The following is a 15,085-nucleotide window of genomic DNA, read 5'->3' as shown; positions in this document are numbered from 1 at the left end:
ATGCGGTTTTAGTCGACCAAATGGAGCTAAAAGTTGCTAGACGTACAGCCAAAATATATGAGCTTTCCAATTTAGACCCACTCACTGGGTTGTTTAATCGCACCGCCTTTTTGCACCACTTAGAAGAACAACTCGCAAAGGGTGAAAAAGAGAATGAGCCTGTTGCTTTGTTATTTATCGACCTAGATGGATTTAAAAAAATAAATGATACTTTAGGTCATGAAACTGGCGATAAAGTGCTCAAACAGACCGCTATACGATTAAAGGCGTTTGGTGATGAGGAACATTTATTATGCCGCTGGGGAGGAGATGAATTTTTGATTGCCGTTATGGGCGCCAATCAAGATGTAGCCATCACTTATGCACAAGAGGTGATTAGTAAAATTTCAGATTATTATGATTTTGAAAGCAATAGATTATCAATCGGTGCAACTGTTGGCATTGCTCTCTATCCGGAACATGCAATCAAGGGTGACGAGCTTATTCAGTTAGCTGATACCGCCATGTATTGCCAGAAAAAACTTTCTCCACGTTCAGTAGTTTTGTTCAATAAAGAAATGGGCCATCGCGTATTCCGCGAACAGAAGTTGAAAGTAGGTTTAGCCGAGGCCATCAACAAACAACAACTTCGTATGGTTTATCAACCTATCGTAAACTCACAATCTTACCAAGTAGTTGCGTTTGAAGCATTGCTCAGATGGGATTTTGATGGAGAAAATGTACCACCAGATGAATTTATCACCATTGCCGTACAATATGGCTTAATAAATGCAATTGGAAATTGGGTGCTTCAGCAATCTTGTATTGCCGCAGCCCAATGGCTTAAAGATTGTAAATGTAGCCAACCTTCGGTCAGTGTTAATGTATCGGTTTTGCAATTACACAATCCAAATTTTATTACGTTTATTGTGTCAGCCTTAGAAACGGCCCAGCTTAATGCTGATAAGTTGACGATAGAAATTACCGAGTCGATTTTCTCCAATGACAAAGAAACAATATTCGAACGTATTAAAGAACTACAATCCATGGGAATTAAAGTGTCCATAGATGACTTTGGCACAGAGTATTCGTCACTGTCGGTTATTCAAGATTTGGCTGCCAACACTATAAAAATTGCTCGGTCTTTTATTAACAAACTAGAGACAAGCGGTATGGCAATTTTTGAAGCAGTAAAACAAATGGCATCTTCACTGGATTATGCAGTGATTGCTGAGGGCATAGAAACCCAACAGCAAGCAGAGGTACTATCTAACTTAGGGATCGAAATGTTGCAAGGTTATTACTTTTCTAAGCCACTCGAGCTAAGCAAGGTCCAAAACTACATTAATCATTAATCAGTAATCAGTAATCAAGCTGACTTGATTCTCTCCTGATATGGTGGCCAGCCCATGGCTTTACCCGCCAATACGTGTAAATGAATGTGATACACAGTTTGCCCGCCGTTTTCATTACAGTTCATGACCGCTCTATACCCGTCCTTTGCGAACCCTTGTTTTTCAGCCAACTGTGCTGCCACCCAATACAGATGTCCAACTAAGGCTTTATCACTTTCTTCAATGTCGTTAATAGTAGTGATGGGCTTTTTCGGGATGACCAAAAAATGAATGGGCGCTTGAGGATTAATATCACTGAACGCCAAGGCTAATTCATCTTCATAAATAATGTCAGCAGGTATTTCTTTATTGATTATCTTGGTGAAAATGGTGTCGCTCATAACCTAATCCTTTTTAAATAAACACAAATAATAATAGTGCTACACCTAATATCAATCTATAGATAACAAAAGGCAACATGCCAATTTTGGAGATCCATGCTAGAAATAAGTAAATACAAGCATAGGCACTGACGAATGAAAATAAAGCACCAAAAATTAGCGCGTTCCAATCCACTGGGTTAGGAGTTTGTAATAAATCAAGAGTAGCCAGCAAACCTGCACCCAATATTACTGGTATGGATAATAAAAATGAAAAACGAGCGGCACTCTCTCTATCTAAACCAATCATCAAGCCCGCTGTCATAGTAATACCCGAACGTGACGTACCGGGAATAATAGCTATGGCTTGGGCTAAACCAATAAAAATCGCATTTTTCCAGGTTATCTGACGAACAGTTTTAACCTGAGTTGCCTTACTGTCCGCATACCAAAGCAATAATCCAAAGCTAATAGTAGTAATAGAAATAACTAGGGCTGAGCGGCCGTATATCGCAATAATATCTTTAAAGGCAAATCCAAGTAACACTGCTGGAATAGTGCCAATAATCACCCACCAAGCTAAACGACTGTCTGGCGTTTGATTTGAACTCAGCCCACTACTAAACCAAGCGGTCAATAAACGCACAATGTCTTGGCGAAAATAAATCATCACAGCCAATAAGCTACCTACATGCACAGCCACATCATAGGCTAAACCTTGATCATTCCAACCTAAGACCTCAGAAGGTAATATTAAGTGGGCCGAACTAGATATTGGTAAAAACTCAGTCAGTCCTTGAATAATCGCCAAGATAATAATCTCAAATAAGGTCATGTGTTAGTTGGGCTCCAATCAAATTTAATTACCCACAGATTTTGTTGGCTTTTGTCATATGTTTGCCAAAGACTGGCGTAGCTTTTCTTTACTTCTGGGTGAACTTCATCAGCCGCAATTTCGGCTAAAGGTTTTAACACAAAAGCGTTATACAGTACTTCAGGACGAGGTAAGACTACCGGATGCGTTGTCACCTGGTGATCATAAAGCAGTAGATCCAAATCCAGAGTTCGAGGAGCAAATTTTTGTTCACCTCGCTGACGTTTGTTGTCTTGTTCAATTTCTTTAAGAACACAACATACCTCTGCAATGGATAACTTAGTACTTGCCTTAACCACTAGGTTGTAAAAATTGTTGCCTTCAAATCCCACCGATTCACTTTCAAAAACCGATGAAAGAGTCAACTCACCAAATGCCTGATACATACCTTGTAATCCAGCTTTTGTATGTTTTTCTTTATCTATATTGCTACCAACACTTATATAGATAATATGTGATTGGTCAGTGACAATACTCAAAGAGTTTGTTCCTTAGTAAATTCTACTGCGACATTTTTAGCATTTGCCAGAATGTCTGGTTTACTTAACTTAAGACGCACTGATTTAAGCATAGGGAATGTTTGTAATAACCAGTCAGCCATATTGCTTGCTAAAGCTTCAATCAGTTTATAGTCGCTTTTTGCCGAAAAGTGGCTTATACCTTGAGCTATTTGGGCATAATTGAGGGTATTGTTTACATCATCGGTCTGCGCCGCCAAAGAAAGGTCGGCACTGAGTTCAACATCAACTATTAATCGTTGTTGATGATCCCTCTCCCAGTCATATACGCCAATCAACGCAAAAACCTCAAGTCCTTCAATATGAATTTTATTCATTGGTGGTCCGCGCTGCATTTTAAGAAGGTTTAGTATACTCTGCTAAATTGTAACCCATTCTTTTGATATAAGTACATGACAGCACTCACAATATTAATGTTTGCATTAGCCTATCTGTTGGGTTCTATTTCCAGTGCAATATTAGTATGCCAATTGTTTGGTTTAGGCGACCCCAGAAGTCAAGGTTCAGGCAATCCTGGCGCAACCAATGTTTTACGACTAGGTGGAAAATTTCCAGCGATATTAGTATTAGTTTTTGATGTATTGAAAGGCACCATACCTGTATGGGGTAGTTATTATCTTGGCCTAGAACCTATTTATTTAGCGTTTGTGGCTGTTTTCGCCTGCCTAGGTCATATGTTTCCTGTATTTTTTGATTTTTCTGGTGGTAAAGCAGTAGCCACGGCCTTTGGCACAATACTACCTCTTGGGCTAGATATAGCGGCGTTATTAATTTTGACATGGGGTATCGTTGTACGAATCACAAACTATTCGTCTCTTGCCGCTATTATTTCGGTCAGCTTGGCACCGCTAATAACTTGGATACTTAAACCAGAGTATGCCTTACCAGTGGGTATATTAAGTCTGTTAATTGTTTTGCGTCACAAAGGTAATATTGTTCGATTAATACGAGGCAAAGAACCTAAAGTATCTGATAAAAAAAATAGTAGTGGTGCAGAATAGAATTCCCCCACTCGTAACACGTTAATTAAATCTCCAAACGCTGCTTTTTCAACCAAAGAAATAGGTACTTTGATACTCCGATACGCTGACTAATCATAGTGATGTTATTGTGCTAAATTGATGTTAGAGGCCTGTCCGTCAAACTCTAAGGAGTGTGGCCCAAGCTGCCAAACCAACTGTTCTTGAAATTCGCCAGCTTGAGTCACATTGGGTAATTGGTACTGTGAAAACTGCACAACTTCAAAAGCACGATCAAACTGACTCATATCTGCATCTTCAACAGAATCAAAACGAAGAGTAAAGCTATCAGGTGACACACCCTCTGCCTGTGCAAAATGGTTGAGTAATAATGTGACAACTAACGGGTGGGCAAATACTTCGATTGCTTCTACTTTATTACAATTTAGCTCAACATAATGTTCAGTCAGTACTTCTGCCTCAAAACGCACCGGTTTAATCTTGAGTTCCAGAGCTTGACAACGACTAAACTCAATCCGAGTACCTGAGATCGACTCCTGAAACCCAAAGGTCCAGTCAGAACTCCCAAAGTTTGCCCATTGTATGATTTTATCATTTAGTCCGTTTTCATGGCTGATAATACTAAGGCTGAGTCCTTGATTATTGCCTAATGAAATTGGGGCAAACTCAACTTGTACAATATTATCCATAGAACCGTATGAGGAAAATAAGTGAAGGCTAACACTAGGCACATTTTGTGCCTGTAATGCGCTAGGAGTATAGAAGAAGCCGTTACTGTCAGACGATTCTGTAAAGGGCCCCAAAATACTGGCTGCTGAACTAGCTTTATCACAGATAACATTCCATTTTTCGTCATTGCCCACAGTTTGTGCATCTACGGCAAAAAAGAAACCAGTAGCGCATCTTCCATCCACAGGCGGGTAATTTGGACTTTGTTGTTCAGAACATACCCATTGACTGCTGTTCCAAGTAGCGACCTGACCCAATTTACACTCAAGTTCATTTAAAGGATGATCTTTGCCTGCTGTTCCCGCCGGTCCTGCAGGTCCTTGCGGCCCTACTTCCCCCTCTGGACCCTGAGGCCCCTCTTTACCTGTCGCTAGAGCTAGGTTTTTTGTGTTTGTGTCGATCAAAACAGCCTGCTCTGCCATGCTCGTTTTATTCTCTAATACAGCTGAATCGATTACCACGGTTTTGATTTCCAATTCAGCGATTTGCTTGGCGTGTTTGCCAAGAGACGGCCGTTCAACAGCAGCAAGGGTTGTTGAAATGCCGGCCAAAACAACTAACAATCTATAATAATGGGCTGCTTTCATTTTTTATTTCCTTATAGTTTAAAGGCAAGTAGCACTTAACGTGGCAACTCAAAAATCCTAGAGAATTCATAGGTTAGGCTATGGTTACTGGCCTGCCATGATGGTGTACTGCTGTCTATCGGGATCCCCCGTGCCGGTAATATACGTGAAAGTCGAGGGAAGGCGTATTTCAGAAATGACACATTGTACTCTCGGTTAAACTCATTCAGAGAACTCTGTCCTATGGGAGTAAATTGGATATTTATCCTGTCTGCTCGATTATGCACAGGGGTATTTATCAGCATGTCTAACAAACCCTCGATTATAGGATGTTCAGAAAATACCATTTCAGGCGAGCTGGTACACCGCAAGTCTAGTTTTTCCTGGACAAAATAATCACGACCAATTAGCAGTGGTTTAGCGGAAAAACCCACCGAAATACATTGACTTAACACCATATCAAGACGATGGTCAGCAAACCTAATATTGAGATTACCTAAAGGGGAATTAGGTACTGACGTCAAAGCCCCAACCTCACTGCTTTGTCCTGAAATCTGCGCAATAAGAGAGACGTTAATAATGATCTTATTGTCAATATTTGATCTCCAGTGTGCCACCCCTACGGGATGAATAAAAACATCAATAAGACCTGCAGAAAAGTCGGGGAAATTACTGAATGTAATTGTTGTTACTGACGAACGATCAAAGGGATTTAGTGTGAATGGACCGGATAGAGTGACTTCATATTGTGTTTTATCTTCACACAATACATTCCACCCCTGCTCTATTTCAGTAAGGTCTGCAGAGTTAATAGAAAATTCTAAGCCACGTATGCAGTCATCATCTGATATGGGGGTCGCCTCGCCTGCCATGCTGGTACACACCCAGGCACTGCCATTCCATGTCGCAAATTGACCAAACTCACATTGCAGGCCACTGAGGGGACCCGGTGCGCCAGCTGGTCCTGCTGGCCCTTGAATGGGCACTTGAGCCTCTATTGAAGCACGGTTGGCATCAATCTGTTGCTGCAACAGCGTAAGTTCGCTGCTGTTACCATTGACGTCAGTGCGTATTAGTACTTGGTTGCTTTCAAGCGTATTAATGCGCGTGGCATTGCCTGATACTGAAGGTCTTGATTGGCCATGCGCCAACGACACTAAACATACGAGTAGGCAAGTGAGTGGCAATGTATAGAATGTTTTCATCTGTGACTCCTTGTTAAATTTGGACTAAACGCCATTAGCGTAGCCGATATCTATGGCTGCTAGACGTAGTGATTATGGTCTTTTGTTTGTGCAAACTTTTTGTCTAGTTAAACCGAATAAAAGACTCAAACAGAACAAACTTAAGGTGGCAGGTTCAGGAACATGACTCGGTGCAGAAGGGGGTGCGAAAGTTGAAAACTGGATGTCGTCGACGTTGAATTCAAAAAATCCGCAACAAGCACTAGATAATTCAGCTGTAGTGAAACCATCCGTATCAACCAAGCCAAGAAAGAAGATTTCTCCACCATCAGCTAATACAGAGTTTGGCGTAGGGTTAACCATTGCACTGCCACTTCCTATAGTTAGTAGCGCATCATCTGAGAATAAAAGGTCACCAGGTGAAGCGATAATAAAAAATCCAATGGCATGCACCATTTGGGGCAAGTTCATGACAATACTGTCACCGGATAAAAAGGAACTACTATTAGGGTCATTAAATCCCAAATAATTATCGCCCGAAGTGGTATCAAAACCGCTTGCAACCTGCCCATCAAATGAAGTGCCAACACCATCAGTAAACAAAAAGTCGACACCTTGAAACTGACTACCATTTACAATAGGCGTAGCTGCAGTAACGCTGTCAAAATCTAACGTCGTTGATGAATTAGTACCTATTGCGGTTTGAAAGGTAGCTTGATCATTAAAAGCCATTAAAACCGCAGCACTATTTACTGAAAAACCGCCAACTAAGCAGGCCAATGCAATACGTCTTATCCAATTTCCATTACCTGTAAACATGTTAAATCCCTCATTCTGTTTTGTATTTCCTGCAAATACCGCAAATCACTTGGTGGCGAAAATACTGGCTGAAACATAGCAATGCCATTTATGAGTAGTTTTACTAACGCGTTTTCCACAACTCTTGTCTGTGTTCAATCACCATAGTCCTGTTTTCCGCCCCCCATCTTTGAATTAGTGTGAGTTAATGTGAAACCTATTGTAATCAATGAATTACATCTTGTTTTTGAGGTTTGCTCAGACAGTAGTTGCGTATTATTTAAGCTGTACTTATAGTGGTGTGTGCTTGTAAAGGATTATCATTAATGTCTGAAAACGTCGTTAGCTATGAGATTGGTGAATATCAACTCGATGTGTTGAATCGAAAACTACTTCATCAAACAACTGAAATTGACTTATCAGAACGCAGTTATTTATTGCTGTTAACACTTGCTCAAACCAGTCCAGAGATAGTTACAAAACAAATATTGATGAGCAAACTGTGGCCGGATCGTGTGGTCAGTGACTGGGCACTTTCTCGTTTGTTATCTGACACCAGGGCGTTAATGCCAGATGTTAATCAACACCATGTTTTAATAAAAACAGCTCGCGGGATCGGCTATGCCCTTACCCAAGTCACACCGATTTATGCCGGTGATAAAACCACAGTAAAGAGCGATTTACAAAAGCCTGCGACGTCAAATCGAGCTTTTAAACTTGGTACATTTTTGTTAGCAATTTGCGTATTAGGGGTATTGTCTTTTTTTGGGTTTTGGTATGTTCAAAAGCCAACCGAAAACCCACTTTTTGCTGATAAACAGATCCATTCGATCGCTGTTTTACCTCTGGAATCATTTTCTAAAAAAACCGAATTAATGTATTTTGCCGATGGGCTGGCAGAGGAGCTTATTCACCAGTTAACTATGCTACCCGATTTGAATGTTGTGTCTCGTAACGCCACCTTTGCTTTTAAAAATAGAAATATTGATCCGCGCGAAATAGCCAAGCAGTTAAATGTCACCCATATTATCGAAGGTTCAGTTCGCCAGTCCGATGAGAGTGTTCGTATTACTCTGCAACTGATTCGAGCTGCAGATGGATACCATCAATGGTCCAAAGTGTTCGACAGTAAACATACTGCTATACTCGAAGTACAGGAAGAAATTGGCCAGAGCATTGCGTCGTTGATTTCACCCAACTACGACCGTAACAAATTCAACATCATGCGTAATCATCCCAAATCAAATGCAGCTTATGCCCATTTTTTAAAAGCGGCAGTATTAATGGGTAAAGATCAGCCAAAACTCTTAACCAATGCCAAAAGCGAACTAGAACAAGCTTTAAAACTGGCACCTGATTATGCTTTAGCTCATGCCGCCATGGCGAAAGCAATACTGCTGCAACATCAATTTTCGAAAGAGCCGCTTACCATTGCAGGACCAGAGGCCAGACAACATATTCAAGCAGCCTTAAAAACTGAACCGTCCTCTGCAGAGGCTTTTTCCGCATTGGGCCTCTACCATAGTTATCACAGTGACTTCATTGAGGCCGAAAACGCTTATCGCACTGCGTTGTCGCTTAATCCCGCGCTAGTTTCCGCTCAGCATAACCTTGGGTTTAGTTATTGGATGCAAAATCAATTTGTTCTAGCTCGGCAACATTTTGAATCTGCATTGGCTCTTAACCCGTTGGCACCTATGAGTAACTTTGCGTTAGCCGACACTCTGTATTCTGAAGGCTTTGTAGATCAGGCTTTTTCACAATATGAACATTGCCTTGCAGTCATTATTGATTTTCCAGCCTGTTTATTGGGGTTATCAGGACTGCAATTAATAACCGGCAATGAACAACAAGCAAAAATACTATTAGAAAAAAGTGCCAATATATTAGGTGAAAATAATCCATATGTGCTGGGTAGCAGAGGCCGAGTAGCACTGTGGAGCAATGACCTTAATATCGCGGAACAAATTCTGCAGCCATTAATTGAGGTGGATGGGAATTACATTAATCTCAGACATATGACACTAGTACAATTGGGCTTAGGCAAAATAACATCATGGCAGCGGACTGTAGAGTTGTTGTTGGTGCAAACCCCGAATAGTAATACCTTGCGTTTAATTACTGCCCTTTCTGCATACTACAACCATGACTGCGACAGAGCGCTACAATTATATGAGCAGGTTATGGCTGAAAATGCCAGTAAACATAGTAGTTTAGATGATTTTTCCATGGGGGTATCGCATATCAGTAACATGTTGACGTGTTATAAAGAGCAGCGCAATAAAACAGCTATAACCGAAACCAAGGCGCTTTTTGCGGCTCATCTGTCCCAGCTTGATAAGTCCGCCAATGCCGTTTTAGGCGTCGCCTTTATTCAGCAAAAGTTCGCTTTGTTAAATGATACAAATATGCCGAACCAACAAACAGTTAATGGCAGCTTAGTCATTAACTGGCCTTTGTCTTGGTTAGAAAAAAAGCGCTAGATTTGAGTTAAATTGCCGCTAACTCTTCCAATGACCATCGAGGACTAGCCTTAGTAGACAAACCTTCAATTTCACCCGCTTTAAGTCGCTGCAACCCCGCATAGGCAATCATAGCGCCGTTATCAGTACAAAATTCCAATCTTGGGTAAAACACCTCTCCTTTGATATTTTTCATCATTCTGGCAAGCTCTTGACGTAATTGTTTATTGGCACTCACACCACCTGCAATCACTAAACGTTTTAAACCAGTATGTTTCAAAGCACGTTTGCATTTAATGGCTAAGGTATCCACAACGGCCTCTTGAAAAGCGTAAGCAATGTTAGCCTTGGTTTGTTCTGAACCATCTGATGCCCGAATAGTATTGGCAGCGAAGGTTTTTAAGCCACTAAAACTAAAATCTAAACCTGGTTTGGTGGTCATCGGACGTGGGAATTTATAATGACCCGCTTCGCCTTTTTCGGCTAATTTGGCCAATAAAGGCCCTCCGGGGTAATCAAGTCCAAGTAACTTAGCGGTTTTATCAAAAGCTTCCCCAGCTGCGTCATCAACCGATTCGCCTAATACCTTATATTGGCCGATACCTTCCACTTTCACCATCATCGAATGACCGCCTGAAACCAAAAGGGCCACAAAGGGAAACTCAGGCGCAGGTTCATCTAACATAGGAGCAAGCAGGTGCCCTTCCATATGATGCACTCCCACAGAGGGTTTATTCCAAGCATAAGCCAAACTGCGAGCCACTGATGAACCCACTAACAAAGCCCCGACTAAACCAGGGCCTTTTGTAAAAGCAATACCGTCAATATCTTTGGCACTACAACTCGCCTCTTGTAAAGCCTCTTTAATTAACGGAATCAGTTTTCGCACATGATCTCTAGACGCAAGCTCAGGCACTACACCGCCATAATCCGCATGTAATTTTACTTGGCTATATAATTGATGGGACAATAACCCTTGTTGGTCATCATAAATGGCCACCCCGGTCTCATCACAAGAGGTCTCAATACCTAATACACGCATATTTAATATCTAACAAAAATGTCTTAAACTGTCGGCATTCTACTGATTAGAAGACAAACCTCCAATTTAATATGACATTTGTTTGAATTAATCGGTTTTTTACCCTATCAAGACTTTACAAGCCTTGTGGATTTGATTAGTATTCCGCACCATTTTTAAGCGAGCTGGTTATTCATTACGCCGGCACGATATAATAGTTTTTATTTTTTGAGGTAAGAGTTTAATGCCAATCGTTAAAGTTAGAGAGAACGAACCTTTTGATGTTGCATTGCGTCGTTTTAAACGTTCATGTGAAAAAGCAGGTGTACTTTCTGAAGTTCGTCGTCGCGAATTTTTTGAAAAACCTACTTGGGAACGTAAGCGTAAGAAAGCTGCCGCTAAGAAACGTCTTTTGAAGAAGTTATCTCGCGAAAACGCTCGTCGCATCAGATTGTACTAAATCTCTTCTGAAACGCGTTATTAGATTAGTAACGCGTTTTAAGTCGTTTTATCACACATCCTTTTTCCGTTTTTACTGAGTCATTCCATGTCTTTATTAGATGATTTAAAAAATGCACAAAAAGAGGCGATGCGCGCCAAAGACAAAATTCGTCTGGGCACTATTCGCATGGCTTTGTCTGCCGTAAAGCAACATGAAATCGATGGGCGTACTAACCCCGATTATATTGCTCTGAATGACGAAGGTGTTCTTGGTATTTTAATCAAGATGGTAAAACAACGCAAAGATGCAGCCAGTCAATATGAAACTGCGGGTCGACAAGATTTACTTGATATCGAACTAGCAGAAATAGTTATTTTGCAAGATTTCATGCCAAAAGCGCTAAGCGAAGAAGAGCTCGATGCTTTAATTGTGCAAGCGATGGCTGATTCAGGTGCATCGAGTATGCAGGATATGGGTAAGGTCATGGGTTTATTAAAACCTAAAGTTCAAGGCCGTGCTGATATGGGTAAATTAAGTGGTAAAATTAAAGCCAAACTTAATTCATAACCCGCTAAATACAGAACAATATTTTACAAACCGCACTTTGATGCGGTTTGTTTGTTTTAGTGCATAAATTTGCCAAACTATATGGCATTATATTCAGCCGTTTTTGTTAAGTGAGAAGGTAAATGTCTGGTCGTATTCCCCGCGAGTTTATTGATGACATTATTGCTCGCACAGACATAGTAGAATTGATTGCCAGTCGTGTACGTCTAAAAAAAGCTGGGCGTAATCATCAAGCTTGCTGTCCTTTCCATGACGAAAAAAGTCCTTCGTTCACTGTGAGTCAAGATAAACAGTTTTATCACTGCTTTGGTTGTGGTGCTCATGGCAATGTCATTTCATTTTTGATGGAATTTGACCGGTTAGAATTTCCAGAAGCAATTGAAGAACTAGCCCAATACCACAGTATTGAAGTACCTCGGGAAAAAGGCGGCGCTCCTCCCCCTTCCGCTGAGCAAAAACAACAAAAAGAAAATGACTATGAGTTAATGGAGAAAGTAACTAAATACTTTGCCCAACAACTGAGGGTTCATCCTGACAAAGATAAAGCGGTTAATTACCTAAAAAATCGAGGACTTAGCGGCGAAATAGTTAAAGCGTTCGATATGGGGTATGCCCCACCAGAATGGGACTCAGTACTTAAGACCTTTGGTGTAAGTCCGATGTATCAAGAGCAGTTACTTGAATTAAAACTCATCACTGAAAATGACAACAGAAGACGATTCGACTTTTTCCGCGATCGTATTATGTTTCCTATCCGAGACAAGCGCGGACGAGTAATCGGTTTTGGGGGCAGAGTATTAGAAGACGGAGGCCCTAAATACCTGAACTCTCCTGAGACCCGAATCTTTCATAAAGGTCATGAGTTATACGGCTTTTACCAAGCTAAACAAGCCCATCGAAACTTAGCTCGGGTAATGATTGTCGAGGGGTATATGGACGTGGTTGCCCTTGGTCAGTTTGGTATCGACTATGCGGTGGCATCACTTGGTACTGCTACTACGCCAGAACATATTCAAATGTTGTTCCGCGCAACCAGTGAAGTAGTATGTTGTTACGACGGCGATCGCGCTGGAAGAGAAGCAGCTTGGCGTGCTTTAGAAAACGCACTGCCTTTCCTGAAGGACGGGGTTGAGATGAAGTTCTTATTTTTACCTGATGGGGAAGACCCAGACACCCTGGTCCGTAAAATTGGCAAAGACACCTTTGAGGAAAAACTAAAGAACGATGCTGTTCCGTTATCTAAATTCTTTTTTGATAACTTATTACAACGTCATCATGTAGGCAGTAATGAAGGCAAAGCGGCATTAAAAACTGAAGCATTACCGTTAATCGAGCAAATAGCTGGCGAAAACATTCGGGATAGTTTGTTAGCCGATCTAAGTAATCATATGGGTGATCAAAACAAACATAAATTTGAACGTGATGTCGCTCAGGCAAATCAACGAAAAGCACCGACTAAGTTAGATTTCAAGACGCCGAACAAAAGCACAATATCCCCCGTTCGTATGATGATTAGATTATTGTTAGACGATCCGAGTTTGGCGTCAAAATGTAGTGCCGCAGATCCTACACCATTACAGTCAGTTGATGTCCCTGGTATCGCAATGCTAATTGAGCTTTTTCAATTCTGTTTAAGCAAACCACAAGCAAATACTGCACAAGTCTTAGAGAATTTTCGCCATCACCCACAAAGTGTTCAATTAGCTAAATTAATGATGTGGGAATACGCTGAGCATAACCAAGTAGCAGTGTTTGAAGACAGTTTTGCCAAGCTATTAGATTGGCATTTACAAAGCCGTATGGATGAGTTGTTCTCTAGGTCTAGGGTGAGCAAATTAACCGATGCAGAAAAACAAGAACTTAACCTACTTGTAAAAGAACAAAAGTGACCCAACATCTAGCCCAAAGCATAGTGAGTCTGCTATACTGGCTAATTCGCTAAGACCGCAGTAAATACAAGGTATTTATTGGGTCAATTTAAGCAAGTTACAGCGTGAATCCTCTCTAGTGAGGGGTTTTGATGAATATCCAACTAATTCGAGAAGCGTAAGTTATATGGTGCAAAGCAAGCAGTCGCAGATAAAACTCCTTATTGCTAAAGGTAAAGAACAAGGCTATCTGACTTTCTCGGAAGTTAACGACCACCTTCCTCAAGATATAGTCGATTCAGATCAGATGGAAGACATCATCCGCATGATCAACGACATGGGTATCAAAGTATTCGAAACAGCTCCTGATAAAGATGAGCTTTTGATGCAAGACAACGATACCGATGATGAAGCAGCTGAAGCCGCAGCCCAAGCTCTATCAACAGTAGAAAGTGAGATTGGCCGTACAACTGACCCAGTACGTATGTACATGCGTGAGATGGGCACAGTTGAACTACTGACTCGCGAAGGCGAGATTGTTATCGCCAAACGTATCGAAGAAGGCATTAATCAGGTTCAGTGTTCTGTAGCAGAATACCCAGAAGCCATTACTCATTTGTTAGACCAATGGGACTTATTCGAAGCTGAAGAAATTCGCCTTAGCGACATCATTATCGGATTTGTTGATCCAAATGAACAAGACGTAGCGCCTACAGCCACACACGTTGGTTCTGAATTATCTAAAGAAGAATTAGAAGATGAAGATGGCGATGATGATGAAGACGAAGAAGAAGAAGACACAGGTCCAGATCCTGAGTTAGCCCGTGAAAAATTCACTGCACTTCGTATTCAATATGAAAAAGCCCGTGACGTTATCGATGCAAAAGGCCGTTCACATAAAGAAGCTCGCGTTCAAATTTTTGAATTAAGCGAAGTCTTTAAAGAGTTTAGACTCACACCTAAGCAGTTTGACCGAATGGTTAAAAACATGCGTAGCATGATGAACAGAATTCGAGTGCAAGAACGTATAGTGATGAAACACTGCGTTATCACTGCAAAAATGCCGAAGAAAGACTTTATCAAAGCCTTTTCTGGTAACGAAACTTCTACTGCTTGGTTATTCAAAATTCTCGACTCTTCATTGCCCTATGCAGAAGAAATGAGAGGACACCAAGAAGAATTAGAACGTGCCATTGGCAAGATGAATGCGGTTGAAGAAGAAACCGGATTAATCATTGCAGATATCAAAGATATCAACCGCCGCATGTCAATTGGTGAAGCCAAAGCGCGTCGTGCGAAAAAAGAAATGGTAGAAGCAAACTTACGTTTAGTTATCTCTATCGCGAAAAAATACACTAACCGTGGTTTACAGTTCTTGGATCT

At 41.1% G+C, this 15,085-nt stretch carries 15 protein-coding genes; 7 read left to right on the top strand and 8 right to left on the bottom strand.

All coding sequences use genetic code 11. The features are described from left to right. Positions 1–20: 20 nt before the first annotated feature. Positions 21–1,334: an EAL domain-containing protein gene (locus QZ488_RS02760; protein WP_293746110.1), complete on the top strand. Its 1,314-nt coding sequence runs from the start codon at positions 21–23 to the stop codon at positions 1,332–1,334. A 14-nt stretch (positions 1,335–1,348) separates the two neighbouring features. Here QZ488_RS02760 and QZ488_RS02755 read toward each other — a convergent pair whose 3' ends face one another. Genes QZ488_RS02755 through folB form a run of 4 tightly spaced genes read right to left on the bottom strand, consistent with a single transcriptional unit; the run spans position 1,349 to position 3,402 of the window. Further along, a complete protein-coding gene (locus tag QZ488_RS02755) occupies positions 1,349–1,714 on the bottom strand; it encodes a histidine triad nucleotide-binding protein (protein ID WP_293746109.1) in 366 nt (121 codons plus the stop codon). A 13-nt stretch (positions 1,715–1,727) separates the two neighbouring features. Then, positions 1,728–2,528 (bottom strand): undecaprenyl-diphosphate phosphatase, encoded by an 801-nt coding sequence (locus QZ488_RS02750; RefSeq protein WP_293746108.1) that lies wholly within the window; start codon positions 2,526–2,528, stop codon positions 1,728–1,730. Further along, the gene (gene folK, locus QZ488_RS02745; RefSeq protein ID WP_293746107.1) at positions 2,525–3,046 is read right to left on the bottom strand and encodes a 2-amino-4-hydroxy-6-hydroxymethyldihydropteridine diphosphokinase; all 522 of its coding nucleotides are present in this window, start codon (positions 3,044–3,046) and stop codon (positions 2,525–2,527) included. The genes QZ488_RS02750 and folK overlap by 4 nt, the downstream gene beginning before the upstream one ends. Further along, the gene (gene folB / locus QZ488_RS02740; RefSeq protein WP_293746106.1) at positions 3,043–3,402 is read right to left on the bottom strand and encodes a dihydroneopterin aldolase; all 360 of its coding nucleotides are present in this window, start codon (positions 3,400–3,402) and stop codon (positions 3,043–3,045) included. Before folB ends, folK begins: the two co-directional genes overlap by 4 nt. Before the next feature lie 75 nt (positions 3,403–3,477). On the opposite strand from folB, the gene plsY reads away from it, so the two are divergent. Beyond that, entirely contained in the window at positions 3,478–4,086 is a 609-nt protein-coding gene (gene plsY / locus QZ488_RS02735; protein ID WP_293746105.1) for a glycerol-3-phosphate 1-O-acyltransferase PlsY, read from the top strand. Positions 4,087–4,190: 104 nt separating this feature from the next. Here plsY and QZ488_RS02730 read toward each other — a convergent pair whose 3' ends face one another. The 3 genes from QZ488_RS02730 to QZ488_RS02720 form a co-directional block, all read right to left on the bottom strand. After that, on the bottom strand, positions 4,191–5,381 hold the full coding sequence (locus QZ488_RS02730; protein WP_293746104.1) for a collagen-like protein: 1,191 nt from the start codon (positions 5,379–5,381) through the stop codon (positions 4,191–4,193). A 35-nt stretch (positions 5,382–5,416) separates the two neighbouring features. Further along, entirely contained in the window at positions 5,417–6,565 is a 1,149-nt protein-coding gene (locus QZ488_RS02725) for a hypothetical protein (protein WP_293746103.1), read from the bottom strand. Between the two features lie 72 nt (positions 6,566–6,637). Next, positions 6,638–7,363, bottom strand: a complete 726-nt coding sequence (locus tag QZ488_RS02720; RefSeq protein ID WP_293746102.1) for a PEP-CTERM sorting domain-containing protein — start codon at positions 7,361–7,363, stop codon at positions 6,638–6,640. Between the two features lie 305 nt (positions 7,364–7,668). Here QZ488_RS02720 and QZ488_RS02715 point away from each other — a divergent pair, with 305 nt between their 5' ends. Continuing rightward, positions 7,669–9,825 carry a winged helix-turn-helix domain-containing protein gene (locus QZ488_RS02715; RefSeq protein WP_293746101.1) on the top strand — a complete coding sequence of 719 codons (2,157 nt, stop codon included), beginning with the start codon at positions 7,669–7,671 and terminating at the stop codon, positions 9,823–9,825. A gap of 7 nt (positions 9,826–9,832) precedes the next feature. Here QZ488_RS02715 and tsaD read toward each other — a convergent pair whose 3' ends face one another. After that, on the bottom strand, positions 9,833–10,846 hold the full coding sequence (tsaD, locus tag QZ488_RS02710; RefSeq protein WP_293746100.1) for a tRNA (adenosine(37)-N6)-threonylcarbamoyltransferase complex transferase subunit TsaD: 1,014 nt from the start codon (positions 10,844–10,846) through the stop codon (positions 9,833–9,835). A 223-nt stretch (positions 10,847–11,069) separates the two neighbouring features. Here tsaD and rpsU point away from each other — a divergent pair, with 223 nt between their 5' ends. The 4 genes from rpsU to QZ488_RS02690 all read left to right on the top strand — a co-directional run. Further along, a complete protein-coding gene (gene rpsU, locus QZ488_RS02705; RefSeq protein ID WP_006991319.1) occupies positions 11,070–11,285 on the top strand; it encodes a 30S ribosomal protein S21 in 216 nt (71 codons plus the stop codon). An 87-nt stretch (positions 11,286–11,372) separates the two neighbouring features. Then, a complete protein-coding gene (locus QZ488_RS02700; protein WP_293746099.1) occupies positions 11,373–11,834 on the top strand; it encodes a GatB/YqeY domain-containing protein in 462 nt (153 codons plus the stop codon). A gap of 122 nt (positions 11,835–11,956) precedes the next feature. Further along, positions 11,957–13,723: a DNA primase gene (dnaG, locus tag QZ488_RS02695; protein WP_293746098.1), complete on the top strand. Its 1,767-nt coding sequence runs from the start codon at positions 11,957–11,959 to the stop codon at positions 13,721–13,723. A 166-nt stretch (positions 13,724–13,889) separates the two neighbouring features. After that, the coding region (locus tag QZ488_RS02690) for an RNA polymerase sigma factor region1.1 domain-containing protein (protein ID WP_293746097.1) at positions 13,890–15,085 on the top strand (1,196 nt) is incomplete at its 3' end.

This window comes from uncultured Paraglaciecola sp. (genome assembly GCF_913020055.1).
Lineage (GTDB): Bacteria > Pseudomonadota > Gammaproteobacteria > Enterobacterales > Alteromonadaceae > Paraglaciecola.
This window is presented reverse-complemented; position numbering and strand designations above follow the sequence as displayed.